This window comes from Streptosporangium brasiliense, assembly GCF_030811595.1.
In the GTDB taxonomy this organism is placed as follows: domain Bacteria; phylum Actinomycetota; class Actinomycetes; order Streptosporangiales; family Streptosporangiaceae; genus Streptosporangium; species Streptosporangium brasiliense.
Map to the genome: position 1 here is coordinate 7233639 of NZ_JAUSRB010000002.1, position 17219 is coordinate 7250857.

Below are 17219 nucleotides of genomic sequence, written 5' to 3' on the forward strand. Positions count from 1 at the left end.
ATCGAAAACCACATACGTGCTGGCAACACCATCCTGCCTTGACTACAGGCATGACCTACCGGGAGCCGGCACGAACAGCAGCGCGCTGTACCCGATCGGCCGTTGTCGCCGCCGTTGCAGTCGTCGGCGCGGCGCCTGTCGGTGTCGCCGCATCACCCGTCGACATCCTTCCGGGCGACCCCGAGCCCGCCGGCATCGGCATCGATTCCAGCCGTCAGCCGAAAGCCTCCATGCCATGACGACCACCACCCAGCAAGCCGCTCAGGAAACCGTGGCCGCCAGCGCGCGGGACCTGACCAAGACCTACGGCCAAGGCGATGCCCAGGTGCATGCCCTGCGCGGCATCGACCTCGACCTCCCACGAGGCAGGTTCACCGCGATCATGGGGCCGAGCGGGTCGGGCAAGTCCACGCTGATGCACTGCCTGGCCGGACTCGACCAGCCCAGCGGCGGCACCGTCACCGTGGCCGGCATCGACCTCGGATCACTCGATGACGACGCGCTCACGATCTTCCGCCGCGAGCACATCGGCTTCGTGTTCCAGTCGTTCAACCTGCTGCCCATGCTCACCGCGGGCGAGAACATCGTGGTCCCGCTCGAGCTTGGCGGTCGCCGGATCGACGACGCGGCGCGGGAGCGCGCGCGCATGCTCGCCGATGCCCTCGGCGTCGCCGACAGGCTCGGCCACCGGCCCACGGAGCTGTCCGGCGGCCAGCAGCAGCGGGTCGCGATCGCCCGGGCCCTGATCACTCAGCCGGACCTGCTGTTCGCCGACGAGCCCACCGGGAACCTGGACAGCACCACGTCGGCGGAGGTGCTGGGTCACCTGCGCCGGTCGGCGCGCGAGCTCGGCCAGACCGTCGTGATGGTCACCCACGAGCGGGACGCGGCGGCGTACGCCGACGACGTGGTCACCATGCAGGACGGGCGGATCGCCTGATGCGTACCGTCTTCCTCGCGTCGCTGCGCATCCACATCCGCAGGTACGTCGCAGCGGCGATCGCGGTCACCGTCGCAGTCACCTTCGCCGTCGTGGTCGGCGTGCTCACGTCCGGGGCACGTAGCGGACTCATGGACGGTCTGGGGGCGCCGTACCGCAATGCCGACCACGTGGTCTCGCCGGCGGGGTGGCCATCGGCCGAGCTGGACGCGGAGGCCGTGATCGCATTCGCCGAGCGACACGGCGAGAACGCATCCGCGATCGGCCGGGCAACGCTGCCGGCGCGCGCGGGCGGCCGGCGGCTCTCCGGAACGACCGTGGGGCCGATCACCACCTCGGAGGGGTGGCGCTGGCAGGAGCTCAGCTCGGGTCGCTTCCCGGCACGCACGGGCGAGGCCGTGGTGGACGTGTATTCCGCCTTGGCCGCGGACATCGCGGTCGGCGACCGGGTCCGGATCGGCGAGGGCGCCGCCGCGACCGACGTACGAGTGGTCGGTCTCGTGGAGTCGCCCTCGCCCCCGGCCCAGGCCTCGGTGTACGTCACCTGGCCGCAGTTGTTGAAGTGGCGCGACCACCTCCATCTGGGCTCGGTGGCGGTGCGCGGGGAGGTAGGTCAGCTCCCGGAAGGCGCGAAGGTGCTGTCGCCGGAGGCGTTCACCGCGGAGCGGCTGACCTATGTCCAGAACAGGGTGGACAGCTTGTCGGTGATGCTGCTGTTGTTCGTCGGCATCGCGCTCTTCGTCGCGGTCCTGGTCATCGCGAACACGTTCTCCATCCTGTTCGCGCAACGACTCCGCGACTTCGCACTGCTGCGCTGCGTCGGCGCGACCCGGCGGCAGGTGGTGCGTTCGGTACGCCGCGAGGCGGCCGTCGTCGGGGTGCTCGCGTCGCTGACCGGGACACTGGTCGGCATCGGTCTCGGCTACGGGCTGATCGCCCTGATCAGCGCCCTCGCGCCCACCGTCCCCATGGGCGCCGCCGAGCTGCCCACGCTCTGGCTGCTGGGAGGGTTCGCCGTCGGCCTGGTGGTCACCATGGTCGCGTCCTGGTTGCCGACCCGGCGTGTGGTCCGGGTGAGCCCGCTGGCGGCGCTGCGCCCGGATGGCGCGGTCGACGTGCACACGGCCACCGGCCTGGCGCGGCTGGCGCTCGCTGCGCTCCTCCTGGTCACCGGGCCGACCCTGCTCGGGGTGGCGATGGTCCAGGGCAGTACGGCGCTCATGCTGGGCGGCGGAGGATCGGTGTTCGCCGGCGTACTCCTCTTCGGGCCGGTACTCGTCCCCCGCCTGGTCTGGATCACCGGCGCGCTGCTCGGCCCCGCCGGGCGGCTGGCGACCAAGAACGCTGTGCGCAATCCGCGCCGGACCGCCACCACCACTGCCTCCCTGCTGGTCGGCGTCACCCTGACGACCGCCGTACTCACCGGGATGGCCACGTGGCGTACGTCGTTGGATGAGCAGATCGGTAGGGACCACCCCATCGATGTCGCGCTCACCTCGCCCGAGGGACCGGTCACCACTGACCTCCTCAACCAGGTACGTCGCACAACCGGTGTGGAGCGGGCCGTTCCGGTGGACGGCGCCACGGCCCGAGTGTCCGGGCTCGACGGACCGATCCCGGTTGTCACCGCGCCGGCCGCGGAGCAAGTGGCCCGCGACGGCGGGGTGTTCGCACGGGTCGAGCCGGGGAAGATCAGAATCGATTCCGAGGCCTTCGACAAGGGCCTGAGTCTCCGGCCCGGTGGCCGGGTCACGGTGCGCGTCGGCGACCGGCGAGCCCAGTTGCAGGTCGCCGTCGGCACCGGCTGGGGCCCGGCGGGCGTGGTCGCGCCCGAGACTCTGGCGACGCTCACCGACGCTCCCGAGCCGCATGCCATCTGGATCCGCGCCTCCCCCGGCGCCGACCCGGCTCAACTCAGCGGTGACCTGGACGAGCTGGCGGATCCGGTCGGCGCGACGATCGAGAACGGGTTGCGGACCTGGGAGTCGCTGGACCGACAGCTGGGAATCTACACCTGGTCAGCGCTCGGCCTGCTCGGCATCGCCGTGGTGATCGCCCTGATCGGGATCGCGAACACCCTGGGGCTCTCCGTACTCGAACGCGCCCGCGAACACGCGATGCTGCGCGCGCTCGGGCTCACCCGCAGGCAGCTGCGGCGGATGCTGGCGACCGAGGCGGTGCTGCTGTCGGTGGTGGCCGCCCTGCTCGGCACCGTGATCGGCGTCGGGTTCGCCTGGGTCGGCTACGAGACGCTCGTGAAGCGGGCCCTCAGCGACGCCACCATGCAAATCCCCTGGCCATCACTCGGCGTCGTCGTCCTCACCGCCGCCCTGGCCGGACTCCTCGCCGCTGTTCTCCCGGCGCGCCGGGCCGCCCGGGTGACTCCGGCCGCAGGGCTGTCCCTCGACTGACACCTTCGTCGATCGCTTGGCCGGCGGCTGCTGACGTCCGTCGGCCATGAACGTCGGCCTGGTGCCGATCGAGAAGCCGAACGTGCCCGCACTGACCCGGGCCCGGCTGCTCCAGGTGGACCAGGGCCACCTGCGGGGCGCAGACGATCGCGGCGGCCGACTCCCTGGCGGGGGGCGCTCCGTTTCGATCAGCTGAATCATGTGCCGGGCCCGGACGCGCGCTGCCGAGCCGCACCGGCATGCGCCCTGGTGACCGCTCCGGCGGACCGGACCTGTTACCTTCTCCCGTCGGTGCTCGTCATAGGTGCGACGACCGAATACGAACGGCCGTCGCACCAACGAGTGAATCGAGAACAGGATGCTGACCGACATCATGTACGTGACGATCTACGTCACCGATCAGGACCGCGCGCTGGAGTTCTACACCGAGGGACTCGGCCTGGAAAAGCGGATCGACTTCTCGGGGCCCGACGGACGGTTCCTCACCGTCGGCGTCCCCGACAGCCCGATGCAGATCCTCCTGTGGTCGCATGCGGCGGCCGCGGGACAGCCGGGCGACGTGGGCCGGCACGCCGCGCCCGGTCCGCTGATCCTCGAATCCGATGATTTGCGAAAGGACTTCGAGATCCTGCGCCGGCGTGGCGTCACCTTCGAAGAGCCCGAACCCGTGGACTATCCGTTCGGGGTCCGCATCGAGGCGGTGGACCCGGACGGCAACCGGGTCTCGCTCCGTCAGCAGCGGAAGCCGTGACCACCCACCCGTCCGGCCTCGTGACCGAGGCGTTCGAAGCCCAGCGCGATCGGCTGCGCGCCCTCGCGTACCGCGTGCTGGGCTCGCACGCCGACGCCGAGGACGTGGTCCAGGAAGCCTGGATGCGCCTCGTCCGCCAGGACGAGGCGACCATCGGCAACCTGGCGGGTTGGCTGACCACCGTTGTCGGTCGGATCAGCCTGGACCTCCTGAGATCCCGCCGAGCCCGTCCCGAAACCGCCTACGGGCAGGAGTTCGCGGACCTCGTGGTGACGCCGGCCGACGACCCCGCGCCGGACGAGCAGGTGGCGCTGGCCGATTCGGTGGGCCTCGCCCTGCTCGTCGTGCTCGACTCGCTCACCCCGAGCGAGCGCCTGGCGTTCGTCCTGCACGACATGTTCGCGGTCCCGTTCCACGAAATCGGCCAGATCTTAGGCAAATCCACCGACGCCACCAAGATGATCGCCAGCCGCGCCCGCCGCAAGGTCCAAGCCACGGACCGGCCGGCGGGCCCCGGCCGCGAGCACCGAGAGGTCGTCCAGGCATTCCGCGCCGCCGCCCTCAGCGGCGACTTCGAAGCGCTCCTGCGGGTCCTCGACCCGAATGTGAAGCTGACCGTCGACACCCCCGGCGGCGTGGTCGTCACCCTCGGCGCCACCGAGGTCGCCGCCGGCGCCCGCATGTTCTCCGGCGAGGTCGCCCGTCACCAACCCGTGCTGGTCAACGGCATCCCCGGCCACATGTCCTGGCGCCCCGACGGAACCCCTCTCTCCGTCATCGCCTTCACAGTCACCGAAGGCCGGATCACCGGCATCCACATCGTCATCGACCCAGCCAAGCTCGCCTCGATCCATCTGCCCGCCCCGGCCTGAGCCGGTGTCATCAGGTCTGCCCGCGCATGTGCGGGTCATCCTGGGCCGTCACTGCCAGCAGGAGCCCCTGGCCGCCGTTGTGACGGCGGCCAGGGTGGCATCAGGTCCCAGCGGCCGCCGGCGCGGACAGCGGGTGCGGGAGGGGGGCTTGGCCACGGCTACGCGGAGGGTGTCGGCGACCAGAGTCCGGCCGCGGTTCCCTCCTCGACGTGCTTGCGATAGGTGACGACCTTGCCATGGATGATCTCCAGGCTGGCCATCAGATCGGCGATCCTGTCCCGGACGGTTCTTTCGTGCTCCTCCAGGAGCGCGAGCCGCTCCGCCTCGTTGCCCGGACCCGATCGGACGAGCCGAGCGAACCCCTTCAGGGTGGCGATGGGCATGCCGGATTCTCGCAGCCGGTTGCACAACAGGAGCCACTCCACGTCCGCCGGTCCGTAGACGCGCCGCCCTCCGGCCGTGCGCGGAATCGGACGGATGAAGAGCTCCTCACGCTCGAAGAACCGCAAGGCGTGCACACCCAGGCCGGTCGCCTTCGCGACGTCTCCGATGGAAAGGCCGTCCGCGTCCCTGCTCATGCCGCACCGCCATAGCTTGACCTAGATTGCACTCTAGATTTTAACGTCGAGCCCATGGCAATCACGCAACACAAGATCGGCTCGGGATTCAACGCGCACAGCACGGCGGACGAAGTCCTGGCCGGCATCGAGCTGTCCGGCAAGAACGTCCTGATCACCGGCGGCTACTCAGGTCTTGGGCTGGAGGCCACGAGCGCGCTGGCCCACGCCGGGGCGCACGTCACCGTGCCCGCCCGCCGTCCCGCCGTGGCGACGGAGGCGCTGTGCGGCATTCCGCGGACGGAGGTGCGGGAACTCGACCTGGCAGACCCCGACAGCATCCGGATGTTCAGTGACCGGTTCCTGGAGACCGGCCGGCCCCTCGACATCGTCATCGACAACGCGGGTGTCATGGCCTACCCGAACACGCTCATCGGTCCGGGGTGGGAACCGCACTTCGCCATCAACCACCTCGGGCACTACGCCCTGGTCAACCGCCTGCGCCCGGCCCTGGCCCCTACCGGGGCGCGGGTGGTGTCCGTCGCTTCGTCCGGGCACTTCCTGTCGGACATCCGCTGGGACGACCCGCACTTCCGCCACGGCTATGACCACTGGCTCGCCTACGGACAGTCCAAGACGGCCAACGCCCTGTTCGCCGTCCATCTCGACGCCCTCGGCGCGGCCGACGGCGTGCGTGCCTTCGCGGTGCACCCGGGCAGCATCCTCACCCCGCTGCAACGGCGCATCCCCCGCGAGCAGCAGATCGCCCAGGGCTGGATCACCCCGGAGGGCCGCCATGCCGACGGCTTCAAAACCCCGGCGCAGGGTGCGGCGACGGCCGTATGGGCGGCCACCTCACCCCTGCTCGACGAGTACGGCGGCGCCTACTGCCAGGACTGCGACATCGCCGAACCCGCGACCACCGACGACATGCTCGTCGGCGGCGTCAAGACGTGGGCGATCGATCCCGATTCCGCGTCCCGGCTGTGGGCCCTCTCCGGCGAACTCACCGGGCTGGATTGCTTCTCCTGACTCAGGGGGTGAGGTCACGCGCCACGTCTCGTGCGCCCGGACCGGAGAGCACTGTGCGGGCGAGTCCTCGAACGCGTGATCCGCTCCCGGAACAGGGTTTAGTCCTGCAGTCGCAGGAACAGGCCGGTGCCGTACCGGATTCCTTCGCCCGGCACGTCGTCATCGCCGCCTACGAAGCGGTCCGCCGGCACCCCTCGACCATCCTGACGACGTCATGTGAGGACCTCGCCGGAAGCGTGCTGCGGGCCATCGCGCCGCTGATGGTCGAACTGCCCCGCCTCGACGAGACCCAGCCCGAACTGCTGCCGCTCGACCCGGTTGATGCGCAGCAGTTCGCCCGGCATGTGAAAGCGGCGCTGCTGCACCTGGGCGAGGCGAAGATCATTCTCGACCGGGCGGGCCACACGGCCCCGCTGACGACGGTCGGCTCCCGCATCGGTGACCTGGTCCGGACGGCCTACACGGAGGTCGCCGATCTGGAGAGGTGGGCGCTCAACGTCAGCGCTACGGCGGGCAACTCGCCGCGGGACGTGTACGCCCGCATCGACCAGTGGTGCCACACGGCCAGTGGGACGCTTCCACACGGCAAAGGCCATGACCGCTGCTCGCCTGTCTGTAGCTGCTACTGACCTTTCCCGGCTGGGCCTGCACGGCGCCGGGGCATGGCCGGTTCTCACCTACCCATGAGCCCGAGGAGAATCATGATGTCCGACGCAAGTGGCGCCACGACGGTCGTGCCGTAAGTATTAGCTAATTACAGAGAAGTAGGTATGGCGGTGCCATCAAAGGCCCCGCCATACCTAACGTCTAGGAGAAGGGGTCACTCACGACCCGTTGTTTGATTGCTTAACCTTGACGGACAGCAGGCTCTCTTTGTCGAGAACAGTACGTCCCGAAAGTGGCTTTTTCAGCTTAAGCTTCACAGGGAATGAGTATTCTATCCCTGCGGTATATGCCCGCTCCCATGGAAAGCGCGGGGCGCAGGAATTGAGCACCTGAACTCCAAGGATTACTTGAGAGGGGGACTCAATCACTTCCGTTTTCGTTACTTTCTCGCAGTAGGTGCCGTCGGCCTTAGGCTCTCCGAAGGCCAGCTCTGCGGTCAGGGTTAACCCGTCATTCGACAGCGTCACGATGTTGATCCGCTGCCAGTTTGTCTGACTGCTGCATGCTGTCAACACCATCATCGATGATGCCAAAAGAAATGCACAGCAAGGCCCCCTTAAGGCGGAAACGGGCACGGAGTGTTCCTTCGCTATTTGCGCTTCATGATGTCGCCGCCGTACGCTTTGATGACATCGTGGATATCGGTGAAGAACTCTACACATTCACTTGACGAGGCTCCGACATCGTCGCTCCCGCTATGGATGCCCTTCGCCACCACATATCCATCCTCAGGTCGAATGGTGTAGACGGGCCCGCCGGAGTCTCCGCCTCGCGTGCAGGTGCCAGCCCTCGTACCGCGATGGACCCAGCGAGCCGTGCCAGCGAAAGCGCCTCCGTTCTGTTTGTTATAATCAACCTTCCAACCGAGGTCGGTGACCTTCCACCTGCAGGTCTGGCCTGTTGACTTGCCGCCGACGCAATACTGGTCGCCTACGATAGCTCGGCGGCTCCATCGGCCTGCCACTGAGCGTTTCGCGGTTGAAGTGACACCACCGACGAAGATGGATGCAGTGGGCTTTCTCATGATTATGCCGATTGCTGAGGTGTCGCCATAGTAGGTGGATTGCCCGGCAAGCTTCTCAGTGCCTTTTCCGTCAATCCAGGTGCTGTGTACGCGGAGGCCGATGGAAGTACCCCCAATATCGTTAGGATCCCGCGGCAGACAGTGACCGGCTGAGATCATGTAGTCCTTATCCGGAGCCCTCCAGGCAAATCCGGTGCTGCAAGAGCCGCCAGCGTTAATCGTATATGCACTTCCGCCGTTGACGTAATCGTCGTCGTCATTGTCCCGACTCTCGTCGGCTTGCGGCAGAGAGGCATTGGGGCGTAGCCAAATGGCGATTGTATTGGTGCCATAGCGCTGAGCCAAGGCCAGTCGCAGTTCTGGGGTGACTGCTTTTGCCTGGAGGAGAACCTGGTTCCGCTCGGGCCAGGGGCGGGCAGCGAACAGGCTGTTAGCGCCGGGCAGCTGGGTAGTGTCCAAGTCCAGCACCTCATCGGCGATGGCAGTGAGTCGATTGGTGCTGTTGGCCACGTCAAGGACCTGAGGGGTGAAAGTGTAGTTCTCGGTCGTACCTGCTGGCCCTTCTGGGTCCGGGTCAGTGTCAGCACCGGTGTACTCGCCGGGGGTCGTCCAGTCGGTGGCGCCGTTACTTAGATAGGCCGCGCCGGTCAGTGCCGCAGAGCCGAGGTCACGACCCTCTACGGTGGCGGCGGGGGCGATGACCTGGCCGCTGACCATATCAAGGTGCGGCGGGGCAAGCGCGTCCGGATGGGCTTCAGCGCGATCGTACGCCGAGCTCAGGGCGTGCGCCTGCGCCTCGGCGACGGGCAGCGCATCCGTCCCCCAGTTGTTGGGGGCGGTGAAGACCTCCACGCCGTCTGGTCCGGCAGGACTGACGACGGTGGGGCCGCCGGCCGGGGTGAAGGTAGCGGTGAGCTTGGGTGGGCTGTTGAAGTCGGTGTCTTCGGAGGAGGGGAAGACCCGGGAGTTGGCGCTCTTGGCCTCGGTAGGGGAGATGAGAACCAGCCCGTAGTTACCGGCTTCACCCGTCCACTGCCGGGCAATGGCGGTGATGTCCCAGTTCATCGGAGCGGGGTCGCAGGATCCCGAGTGGACGCTGCTGGTGTTGATGACGGCGTTTTCGGTGGTGTTGGTCGGCTGAGGAGACCAGGTGAGGGTGAAGGGATCCCACGCGCTGGTGACGCGGCGGACCTGAATGCCGGCCCCCACCTTTGTGCCGCAGCTGGGGCCGTCGATGTTCAGCAGGGAGAGCGTGGCGTTGCTGACGTTTTGGCCGATCATCGCTGAGACGTCGAACTTCAGGTAGGCCCGGGCCTTCTCGCCGCTGGACTCGGTGCCCGCCTTGAGGGCCGGGCCGTCGACGTTGTTGAAGTCGTAGACGCTGTTGACATCGGTGTCGGCGGTGATCGCCATGCTGAACGCGGAAGTAATGGTCACCGGGTAGGCGGTGGCCGGGTCGGCCAGGAAGCCGGAGTCGGGCGTGAGGAGCAGCGTCTGGCGGTCGCCCTCGGTGCGCACCTTGACGTCGACGGTGCCGCGCTTACCGCGGTGGTCGCGGCCCTTGGGATCCATGGTGTCGCGCAGGGCGGGCTTGGGGGCAGCAGCGACGTTTTTGCCGTGCTGATCGGTAAGCCGCAGCCGGCCGTCGGATGCCTCAACCAGCTTCAGTCCCTTGGCGTTGACTGGGATCTCCAGCTGGGGCGCCTTGTCCGGCCGGGTCCGCAGGACCACATCCTGCCGGAATCCGGTGGGGAGCGCGGTGACCACCAGGTCGGCTCCGGGGCCGGCCGCGTCAGGGTAGGTCGCTCGGCTGCCTTGCAGTGTGGGCTTGGGCAGGTCGGTGGGCCATGACAGCGCCAAGGACTGCTGGGGGTTCGGGCTGAATATGGTGAACGGGCCGGTGCTGCCCCCGGCGGACAGGGTGAGGTCGCCCTTGATCACCTTGGGCTTCACGGTGCCGTTCTGCTCTGCCAGGGTGGGATCGATCCACGCCCACGCGCCGCGCTGCTTGACACGAACGGGCCTCGACCAGACCTCCGAGGTCACGCGGCCGTCGGGGTGCTTCCAGAACCGAGTTGTCTCCGTCGCCGCGCCCAGCAGCTCGACGGGCGTTTTCGGCGAGCCGGTGGGAGTGGGGTTCTGCTGGGAGGGCGTGCTGGGGGCGGGATCGGCCGAAGCCGACGGAGTGGTGGCGATCGCGAGGAGGGGCGTGATCAGCAGCCCCGTCGTGATTCCCCTCAGCAGGCGTTTCCGCGCATGGTGGGCCGAGGACGTGGGGGGGATGTGCACTAAAGCTCCGATCCATGTGAAGATCATCAAGCGGTTGGAGCCTAACAATTGGTTGACTGAAGGTCAATTGATCACTTACAAACATGATTAGTGCTCATTTAAGCGGTTTGCGTCTTTGTGTCGGGTGACGTCGCTCAGGAGAGATGTCTGCCTCCGCTCCTCCGCGGAAGATCGGGCTTGGCCACGTTCGACCGATGACCGGCGAGCGGTGCTTCCCCGCGACGGTGGAGGACGGATGCGTTGACCGCACGGAGGCCAAAAGAGATGGCGGACGCTGACCGGGGAGAACATCCTCGCCGAGGGTCAAGAGAGGGTGGTGCTCAACGCCGGCAGACGCGGCCGGCTGACTCTCGGACTGGTGCGAACGCCCAGCGACTTGACCCAAGCAAGATCACGACACGTAAGTCCGGGTGGAGCATCCACCGACCCAGCGGATAAGGCTTCTGCTTTCCTGCTGGCCATGGGCATGTTGACTGTGAAAGCGAACGCGCCGGTGTTGGGTATGCGTGATGGCCGCCAGTACGACATCGCGGACTCGCCATTCATCCGTAAGGTGATCGAGTCGCGGAAGCTGACGCTGCTGGCCGACCACTCGTTCGTCGAGGAGAACTGGAGTGACGGCCCAGCCAGCGCCGACGACCAGGAGCAAGCGGCCGACGAGGCAGCCCCGGCTCGGAAGACGGACAAGCAGTGACGGCCATACAGCTGACCGACGGCCCGGATGTCGAATGGGAGACGCTGTGTAACCCGCCGGTGCCGCGCATCGAGTTGAAGGTGCACAAGCCTGACGACGAGACGGCCTGATCCGCCGGAACAGGAGGAGGCGGTGGCCACGTACCGGGTGCGGGTCCGCAACAACCAGGCGGCGCTGAACCGGTTCCTGCGGTCGCCGGCCGGGCCGGTCGTCCAGCACGTCGAGAAGATCATGCGGGAGACGGCGAACATCGGCAAGCGCACCATCCGCGTCGACACCGGTGTCGCCCGCGGCACGATCTACAGCAACGCGCTGGGGCTGGCCAACCATGTCGTCGGCCGCGCCGGCTCGCTGGCCAAGCACGCCTACTGGCTGGACGTCGGCACGGGCATCTACGGGCCGGCGGGCAAACCGATCGTGCCGAAGCGGGCGAAGGTGCTGGTGTTCACGCCGAAGGGCTCCAACGTCACCGTGTTCGCCGCGGCGGTGAAAGGTATCAAGGGCGACCGCTGGCTACGGCGGGCGTTCGCGACGGCCTGCCCGTACTCGGTGGTGGACCTGGGGCCGAAGTAACGGCACGCTCAGGCGCTCGAGAAGCTCCACGCTCGCGCGATGATAGGGGCTTCAGGGGATCAGCGGATCGACACGTTCGGGGGAACGATGAGCGACGCAGCGGTGAAAGACAACGCCCAGGCGGCGGCCGGCGAGGCGGAGATGGAAGAGGTCGTCGTCGACCCGGAGCTGGTGTTCACCACGAAGACCAAGCCGCACCTGACGAAAACGTCCGTTGAGGAGCGGACGGTCGTTTTCCAGCTCGACGGTGAGACCTACTACCTGGTGAAGCCACGTAAGTGGGAGGACCTGCTGGTCTCCCTGAAGGAGACGGCGGCGCGGCGCGCGACCGGCCCGGACGTGCTGTGGCAGGGCTGGGAGTTCCTGCACACCGTCGTCACCGCGGAGAGCTTGCGGCGGCTGCTGAGCAGGGCGAAGGACGACGACGATTTCGAGCGCAGCGACCTGTTCAACCTGATTCCGCAGATCATCCGCACGTTGCACGCGAAGGAGCAGGCTGGCGCGGGCAGCCGTCAGCCGCGCCCGGCTCGGGCGCGTGCGGCCCGCTCGGCGTCCGCGCCGCGATAGCTGGTGGGGGGAGTCGCGGCCGGCGGTCCTGGGGCCGCCAGCGTCGTTCGTTCTCGACCAGGAGATCTACGAGCTGGCCGGGTCGTGGCAGGTGCTGCTGTAGTACTAGTGCTGCGTTCCTCAAAGCAGGTAGACGAACTTGCGGCGCAGGATCCGGGGCCGTGGCGGTGGTCGCCCCCAGATCCAGGGCTGGGCGTGGGCGTTGAGCTGGGCGGTGGCAAGGGCGACCGCGTGGGCGATCTCGACGGCGTCGGCGAAGGTCTGCCCGGCGAACGCCGCCTTGCGTAGCAGTCGCCACCAGCCCTCGGCCAGGTTCAGCCAGCACGCCTTGACCGGGATGAACACCTGACGGATCCGCGGGTGACGGACCAGCCATTGGCCGACCTTCCAGCTGAAGTGGCTGGACAGGTTGTCGGTGATGACGACGATCGCGCCACGCCGGTTGGCTTTTGCGATGCGGGCCAGCAACTGGATCCAGCCGTCGCTGTTGCGTGAGGGCGCGCAGAAGGTGAGCTCGGTGCCGTCACGGATGCGCAGCGCGCCGTAGACCCAGGTCTTGTCGGTGCCGCGTGAATACTCCAACCTGGCTTTGATCCGGTGCCCGTCGGGAGACCAGGCGGGCGCGGGTGCGAAGGTGCGCGGGGTCACCGGCCCCAGCTCGTCGGCGCAGATCACCGTGGTCGCGGCCGGCGGCTGGGTGTAGAGGCCGATGATCGTGGCTCTTTTGGGGCGAAGTCCGGATCGGTCGATTCGGTCCAGGAGCGGGTGTGTCGCCAGCGGACCTTCTCCGCTCGCAGGATCCGGCGGACCTGGCTGCGCGCGATGACGATGCCCTGCGCGCGGGCGGCGGCGGTCAGGCTGTCCAGCGTCCACTGCGCCGGGCCGCTGTCGTCGGTGGCGGCCAGGTCGCCGGCCGCGTCGCGGGTCAGGCGTCCGGGCGGGGTCGAGCGCGCCAACGCGATGAGCTGTCCGCGTTCGACCTCGGTGATCCGTGGTTTGCGACCCGTCCCGGGCCGGTCGCCCAGTCCGGCCAGGCCCTCGGCGTTGAATCGCTCGATCCGCTCGCGCACGGTCTGCATGTGACAGCCGAGCTTGGCCGCGATGGCGCTGGTGCGCAGGCCCTGCCAGCTGAACACGATCATCTGCGCTCTCATGATCCAGTCGGCCGGGGCATGACGGGCACCGGCCAGCTTGCGGATCTGCCGGTCCTCCTCGGCGTCCACCGGCGGACGCGCGTACAGCAGTTTCGGCATGGCAATCCCCCCTGAGACCATCATCACCCCAGGTCGATAGGGATCTCCACTCCCATTCAGGAATGGAGCACTAGGTCCCGGCGGCGGCAAGTCCCTGGCCGTCGAGCCTGGCCGCCAGGCCGAAGGTCGCGTAGACGTCGGGGTCCTGGAACACCGAGTTCCGGGTGATGCCCTCGTCGGTGACGGTGAAGATCTGGAGCGTGTGCAGGCCGTACCCGTCGCCGACGCGCTGATAGGCGGCGAATCCGGGCTGGCCGCCGTTGGCCGTGACCTCCCTGAGGATCCAGTCCTTCCCGGCCGCCCCGAAGACCCATTCCATGAACAGGCCGTAGTTGCCGCGGCCGGAGAACCAGTTGAGCATCGGCGGCATCTCCATGATGACGTCCTCGGCGAGCAGTCGCTTGAGGCCCTCGACGTCGGCGAGCTCGAACGCCTTCATGTAGCGTTCGAGCCAGGCGCGCTGCTCGGCCACGGACGGCTCGCTGACCCGTTCCTGCCGGACCCCGACCTCCTCCATGCGAGCACGCGCCCGCTGCAGGGAACTGTTCACCGACACGACGGTGGTGCCGAGGATTTCCGCCGTCTCGGCCCCGGAGAAGCCGAGCACGTCACGCAAAATCAGCGCACCACGCTGACGCGCCGACAGGTGCTGCAGGGCGGCGGCGAACGCCAGACGCAGGCTGCTGCGGTCGATCACGGCCCCAGCCGGATCACCCGCGTCCAGCGACGAGTCCGGCAAGGGCTGGAGCCAGGCGGCGTGCTCTCCCCGGACGAGGGGCCCGAGCGGATCCGACGCGGCCACCATCCCCGACGGCAGCGGTCGGCGACCGCGGACCTCCAGGGCGGTCAGGCAGGCGTTCGTCGCGATCCGGTAGAGCCAGGTGCGCGGTGAGCTGCGAGCGTCGTCGTACTGCTCCCGCGCCCGCCACGCCCTCAGGTAGGTGTCCTGGACCAGGTCCTCTGCGTCGTGAGCCGAGCCGAGCATCCGGTAGCAGTACGCCAGCAGCTCCGTCCGGAACGGTCCGACCAAGCGATCGAAGCCTTCTTCCCCCGTCATCACGCCACGCCCCGTCTCCACTGCCGCCACAACCCCCTTTCCTGGCGACGTACAGTGACAATCCGCCATGGGCGGATAGATCACCACGTGGCCATCAACAACCCGGCCACGACATACGTCTGATTTTGGATAAAGAACAACTTAGTGCTCGTCCCTGAACCTCACTCGTAGGCAGGGGAAGGGTTCACTGCCCAGGCGCCAGCACCGGGCTGTTGTGATAGGCGGCGATCAGCCACCGGCCGTCCCGCTTCTCGAGGACCCAGGTCGCGTTCACCTTGCGCCGGTCGTCCGGAACCCCGGTCTCGCCGGGGAACAGGATGCCGGATTCGCTGATGACGATCGCGGCGTCCCTGCCGACGAAGCGGAGGCTGAGCTGCTTGTTGAAGGTGGAGCTGCCCTTGAGCGGCCCCTCGAAGCCCAGGGCCATGTTCTCGCGGATCACGTCACGGCTGTCGCGGAGCGAGCCGGTCATGATGGCGGTCGCGTCCGCGGTGTAGTTGGCGACCATGCCGTCGGCGTCGCCGGCCTCCCACGCCCTGTAGGAGTCGACCAGCACGGCCTGGATGGCGGCCTCGTCTTCCATATGACTGTCTGACACCGGATTCTCCCTTGTGATCGGCTCGCCCGGGTGTTCCGGCGAGCTCGTCAGTACATACCGGCGGCGAGGTCGGAACTCATCGCGGCGGACGAGAGTTTTCTCCAGGTCTTCAAGGGCCAAGGCCGCGTAGTTAAGGGTTCGGGGGCTGAGTCAAGGGATCTGCGGGTGTGCCGTTCAGGGCAGACACAGCAACGGGACCTCTGATAAATCAGGGCAATCCGCCAAGATCGTCCCGTTTTAGAGGTCCCGTTGAACTGCCAGTCTGCCACCACCACCGTCACGCGTGCCATCACGGTCGCCGACGGCATCTACGCCCCCGGCCACCTGGGCGAGCTGACCCAGCATGTCCCCTTCGAGATGGTCGACGCGGTCCTCGCCGACACCAGAACCGTGCAGCGCAGACTGCGGGATCTACCCTCACGGGTCGGGGTGTACTTCACGCTTGCGCTCGGCCTATTCCCGCGCATGGGCTACCTGCGGGTATGGGACAAACTGGTCGCCGGCCTGCACGGCCTTGCCGTGCCCACCCCGTCCGACAAGGCGCTGCGTGATCTGCGCCGCCGCATAGGATCAGCCCCGCTGAAGGCGTTGTTCGAGGTACTGGCCGGACCCATAGCTCAGCCGCACACCCCGGGCGTGTGCTACCGCCGCCGGCGCACCGTCGCCTTCGACGGCTGCAGCTCCCTGAAGGTCCCCGACACGACCCGCAACCGCGACCACTACGGCCGCGCCTGCTACCGCCAAGCCTGGGCGGGCTATCCGATGCTGATGCTCATGACGCTGGTCGAGACCGGCACCCGCGCCCTGATCGGCGCCACCTTCGGCGCTCCTGCCGCAGGCGAGAGCACCTACGCGCTGCGCCTGCTACAGCATCTGCGCTCCGACATGCTCGTGCTGGCCGACCGCGCCTTCGACGCCGACGCCTTCCTCAGGGAGGTCACCGCCACCGGCGCCCAACTGCTGGTCCGTATCCGCACCAGTCGCCGCCCACCGGTGCTGGCTCAGCTATCCGATGGCTCGTTTCTGTCCGTTCTGGCCGGTCTGAAGGTCCGTATCATCGACGCCGACGTGATCGTGACCTTGGCCGACGGCCGCCGCGTCCAGGGCCGCTACCGGCTGGTCACCACCCTGACCGACCATCGCACCGATCCGGCCGAGCAACTGATACAGCTCTACCACGAGCGCTGGGAGATCGAATCGGCCTATCTGGCACTGCGCCACACCCTGATGACCGGCGCCGTTCTGCGCTCGGGCGACCCGGCCGGCATCGAACAGGAGATGTGGGCCGCGCTCACCCTTTACCAAGTCCTGCGCCGGGCCATGACCGACGCCGTGGAGACGTGTCCGGGCACCGACCCCGATCGGGCCTGCTTCACCACCGCCCTGCAACGGGCCCGCGAGCAGGTCATCACCGCCCACCGGATCCTGCCCGATACCGATGACGGCGCTGTCGATCTGCTGGGCGGTATCGGCCGGGCGGTCCTGGCCGGCCTGCTGCCCGCGCGCCGCCGGCGCCTCAGCATTCGCAAGGTCAAGTCCCCGATCTCCCGCTACCACACCCATCGCACCGACGACCGGCCACCAGGCAGCGTGACCATCACCAGCCTGTGCTTCCTGATCCACCATGGACGCACCGCACCACCTGCCGTACAGCCACGCCCCCTGCGATCGTGGGCATTGGACCGCCATCTGGCCGATACCACCCGGCCCACCCCAGCCGCCCGCCGGGACAAGCCCGCCGCCCGAGCCCGCATCGGACGCAAACAACACGTCCTCGCCCTCATGCAGACTCAGCTCGGCCGCTCCTGGCACGCGCGCGAGGTCGGACAGCTACTCGGCGTCCCGGACCTACACAGTTTCTGCGTGCAGATGGCCCAATGGGCACGCCAAGGTCTGATCCGCAAGACCGGCCGTGGCATCTACACCCTCCCTTGA

At 67.8% G+C, this 17219-nt stretch carries 17 protein-coding genes; 10 read left to right on the top strand and 7 right to left on the bottom strand.

Annotated features, from left to right (window positions below; all coding sequences use genetic code 11):
* Positions 1-235: 235 nt before the first annotated feature.
* From J2S55_RS42030 to J2S55_RS42045, 4 genes are all read left to right on the top strand, one after another.
* The gene (locus J2S55_RS42030; RefSeq protein ID WP_306872870.1) at positions 236-940 is read left to right on the top strand and encodes an ABC transporter ATP-binding protein; all 705 of its coding nucleotides are present in this window, start codon (positions 236-238) and stop codon (positions 938-940) included.
* The gene (locus J2S55_RS42035; protein WP_306872873.1) at positions 940-3351 is read left to right on the top strand and encodes an ABC transporter permease; all 2412 of its coding nucleotides are present in this window, start codon (positions 940-942) and stop codon (positions 3349-3351) included. Before J2S55_RS42030 ends, J2S55_RS42035 begins: the two co-directional genes overlap by 1 nt.
* Before the next feature lie 358 nt (positions 3352-3709).
* Positions 3710-4102 (top strand): VOC family protein, encoded by a 393-nt coding sequence (locus tag J2S55_RS42040; RefSeq protein ID WP_306872876.1) that lies wholly within the window; start codon positions 3710-3712, stop codon positions 4100-4102.
* Complete coding sequence (locus J2S55_RS42045) at positions 4099-4974, top strand: sigma-70 family RNA polymerase sigma factor (RefSeq protein WP_306872879.1); 876 nt, start codon at positions 4099-4101, stop codon at positions 4972-4974. Before J2S55_RS42040 ends, J2S55_RS42045 begins: the two co-directional genes overlap by 4 nt.
* 158 nt (positions 4975-5132) lie before the next feature.
* On the opposite strand, the gene J2S55_RS42050 is transcribed toward J2S55_RS42045, so the two are convergent.
* Positions 5133-5552, bottom strand: a complete 420-nt coding sequence (locus J2S55_RS42050; RefSeq protein ID WP_306872882.1) for a MerR family transcriptional regulator — start codon at positions 5550-5552, stop codon at positions 5133-5135.
* A gap of 54 nt (positions 5553-5606) precedes the next feature.
* Here J2S55_RS42050 and J2S55_RS42055 point away from each other — a divergent pair, with 54 nt between their 5' ends.
* The gene (locus tag J2S55_RS42055) at positions 5607-6563 is read left to right on the top strand and encodes an SDR family NAD(P)-dependent oxidoreductase (protein ID WP_306872885.1); all 957 of its coding nucleotides are present in this window, start codon (positions 5607-5609) and stop codon (positions 6561-6563) included.
* A 53-nt stretch (positions 6564-6616) separates the two neighbouring features.
* Complete coding sequence (locus J2S55_RS42060; protein WP_306872888.1) at positions 6617-7192, top strand: hypothetical protein; 576 nt, start codon at positions 6617-6619, stop codon at positions 7190-7192.
* Positions 7193-7387: 195 nt separating this feature from the next.
* On the opposite strand, the gene J2S55_RS42065 is transcribed toward J2S55_RS42060, so the two are convergent.
* Positions 7388-7804 carry a hypothetical protein gene (locus J2S55_RS42065; RefSeq protein WP_306872891.1) on the bottom strand — a complete coding sequence of 139 codons (417 nt, stop codon included), beginning with the start codon at positions 7802-7804 and terminating at the stop codon, positions 7388-7390.
* A gap of 14 nt (positions 7805-7818) precedes the next feature.
* Complete coding sequence (locus J2S55_RS42070) at positions 7819-10569, bottom strand: DNRLRE domain-containing protein (protein WP_306875835.1); 2751 nt, start codon at positions 10567-10569, stop codon at positions 7819-7821.
* Between the two features lie 433 nt (positions 10570-11002).
* On the opposite strand from J2S55_RS42070, the gene J2S55_RS42075 reads away from it, so the two are divergent.
* The 3 genes from J2S55_RS42075 to J2S55_RS42085 all read left to right on the top strand — a co-directional run bounded on the left by J2S55_RS42075 (position 11003) and on the right by J2S55_RS42085 (position 12376).
* Positions 11003-11236 carry a hypothetical protein gene (locus J2S55_RS42075; protein WP_306872895.1) on the top strand — a complete coding sequence of 78 codons (234 nt, stop codon included), beginning with the start codon at positions 11003-11005 and terminating at the stop codon, positions 11234-11236.
* A 132-nt stretch (positions 11237-11368) separates the two neighbouring features.
* Positions 11369-11809, top strand: coding sequence for a hypothetical protein (locus J2S55_RS42080; RefSeq protein ID WP_306872898.1), 441 nt, complete (start codon positions 11369-11371; stop codon positions 11807-11809).
* Positions 11810-11896: 87 nt separating this feature from the next.
* Positions 11897-12376 (top strand): hypothetical protein, encoded by a 480-nt coding sequence (locus tag J2S55_RS42085; protein WP_306872900.1) that lies wholly within the window; start codon positions 11897-11899, stop codon positions 12374-12376.
* Between the two features lie 120 nt (positions 12377-12496).
* Here J2S55_RS42085 and J2S55_RS42090 read toward each other — a convergent pair whose 3' ends face one another.
* The 4 genes from J2S55_RS42090 to J2S55_RS42105 all read right to left on the bottom strand — a co-directional run bounded on the left by J2S55_RS42090 (position 12497) and on the right by J2S55_RS42105 (position 15284).
* Complete coding sequence (locus J2S55_RS42090) at positions 12497-13051, bottom strand: transposase (RefSeq protein WP_306872211.1); 555 nt, start codon at positions 13049-13051, stop codon at positions 12497-12499.
* Positions 13048-13629 carry a helix-turn-helix domain-containing protein gene (locus J2S55_RS42095; protein ID WP_306871840.1) on the bottom strand — a complete coding sequence of 194 codons (582 nt, stop codon included), beginning with the start codon at positions 13627-13629 and terminating at the stop codon, positions 13048-13050. Before J2S55_RS42095 ends, J2S55_RS42090 begins: the two co-directional genes overlap by 4 nt.
* Positions 13630-13699: 70 nt before the next feature.
* Positions 13700-14755, bottom strand: coding sequence for a sigma-70 family RNA polymerase sigma factor (locus J2S55_RS42100; protein WP_306872902.1), 1056 nt, complete (start codon positions 14753-14755; stop codon positions 13700-13702).
* 115 nt (positions 14756-14870) lie between these two features.
* Positions 14871-15284: an SgcJ/EcaC family oxidoreductase gene (locus J2S55_RS42105; protein WP_306872905.1), complete on the bottom strand. Its 414-nt coding sequence runs from the start codon at positions 15282-15284 to the stop codon at positions 14871-14873.
* 249 nt (positions 15285-15533) lie between these two features.
* Here J2S55_RS42105 and J2S55_RS42110 point away from each other — a divergent pair, with 249 nt between their 5' ends.
* On the top strand, positions 15534-17219 hold the full coding sequence (locus tag J2S55_RS42110) for an IS4 family transposase (protein WP_306861995.1): 1686 nt from the start codon (positions 15534-15536) through the stop codon (positions 17217-17219).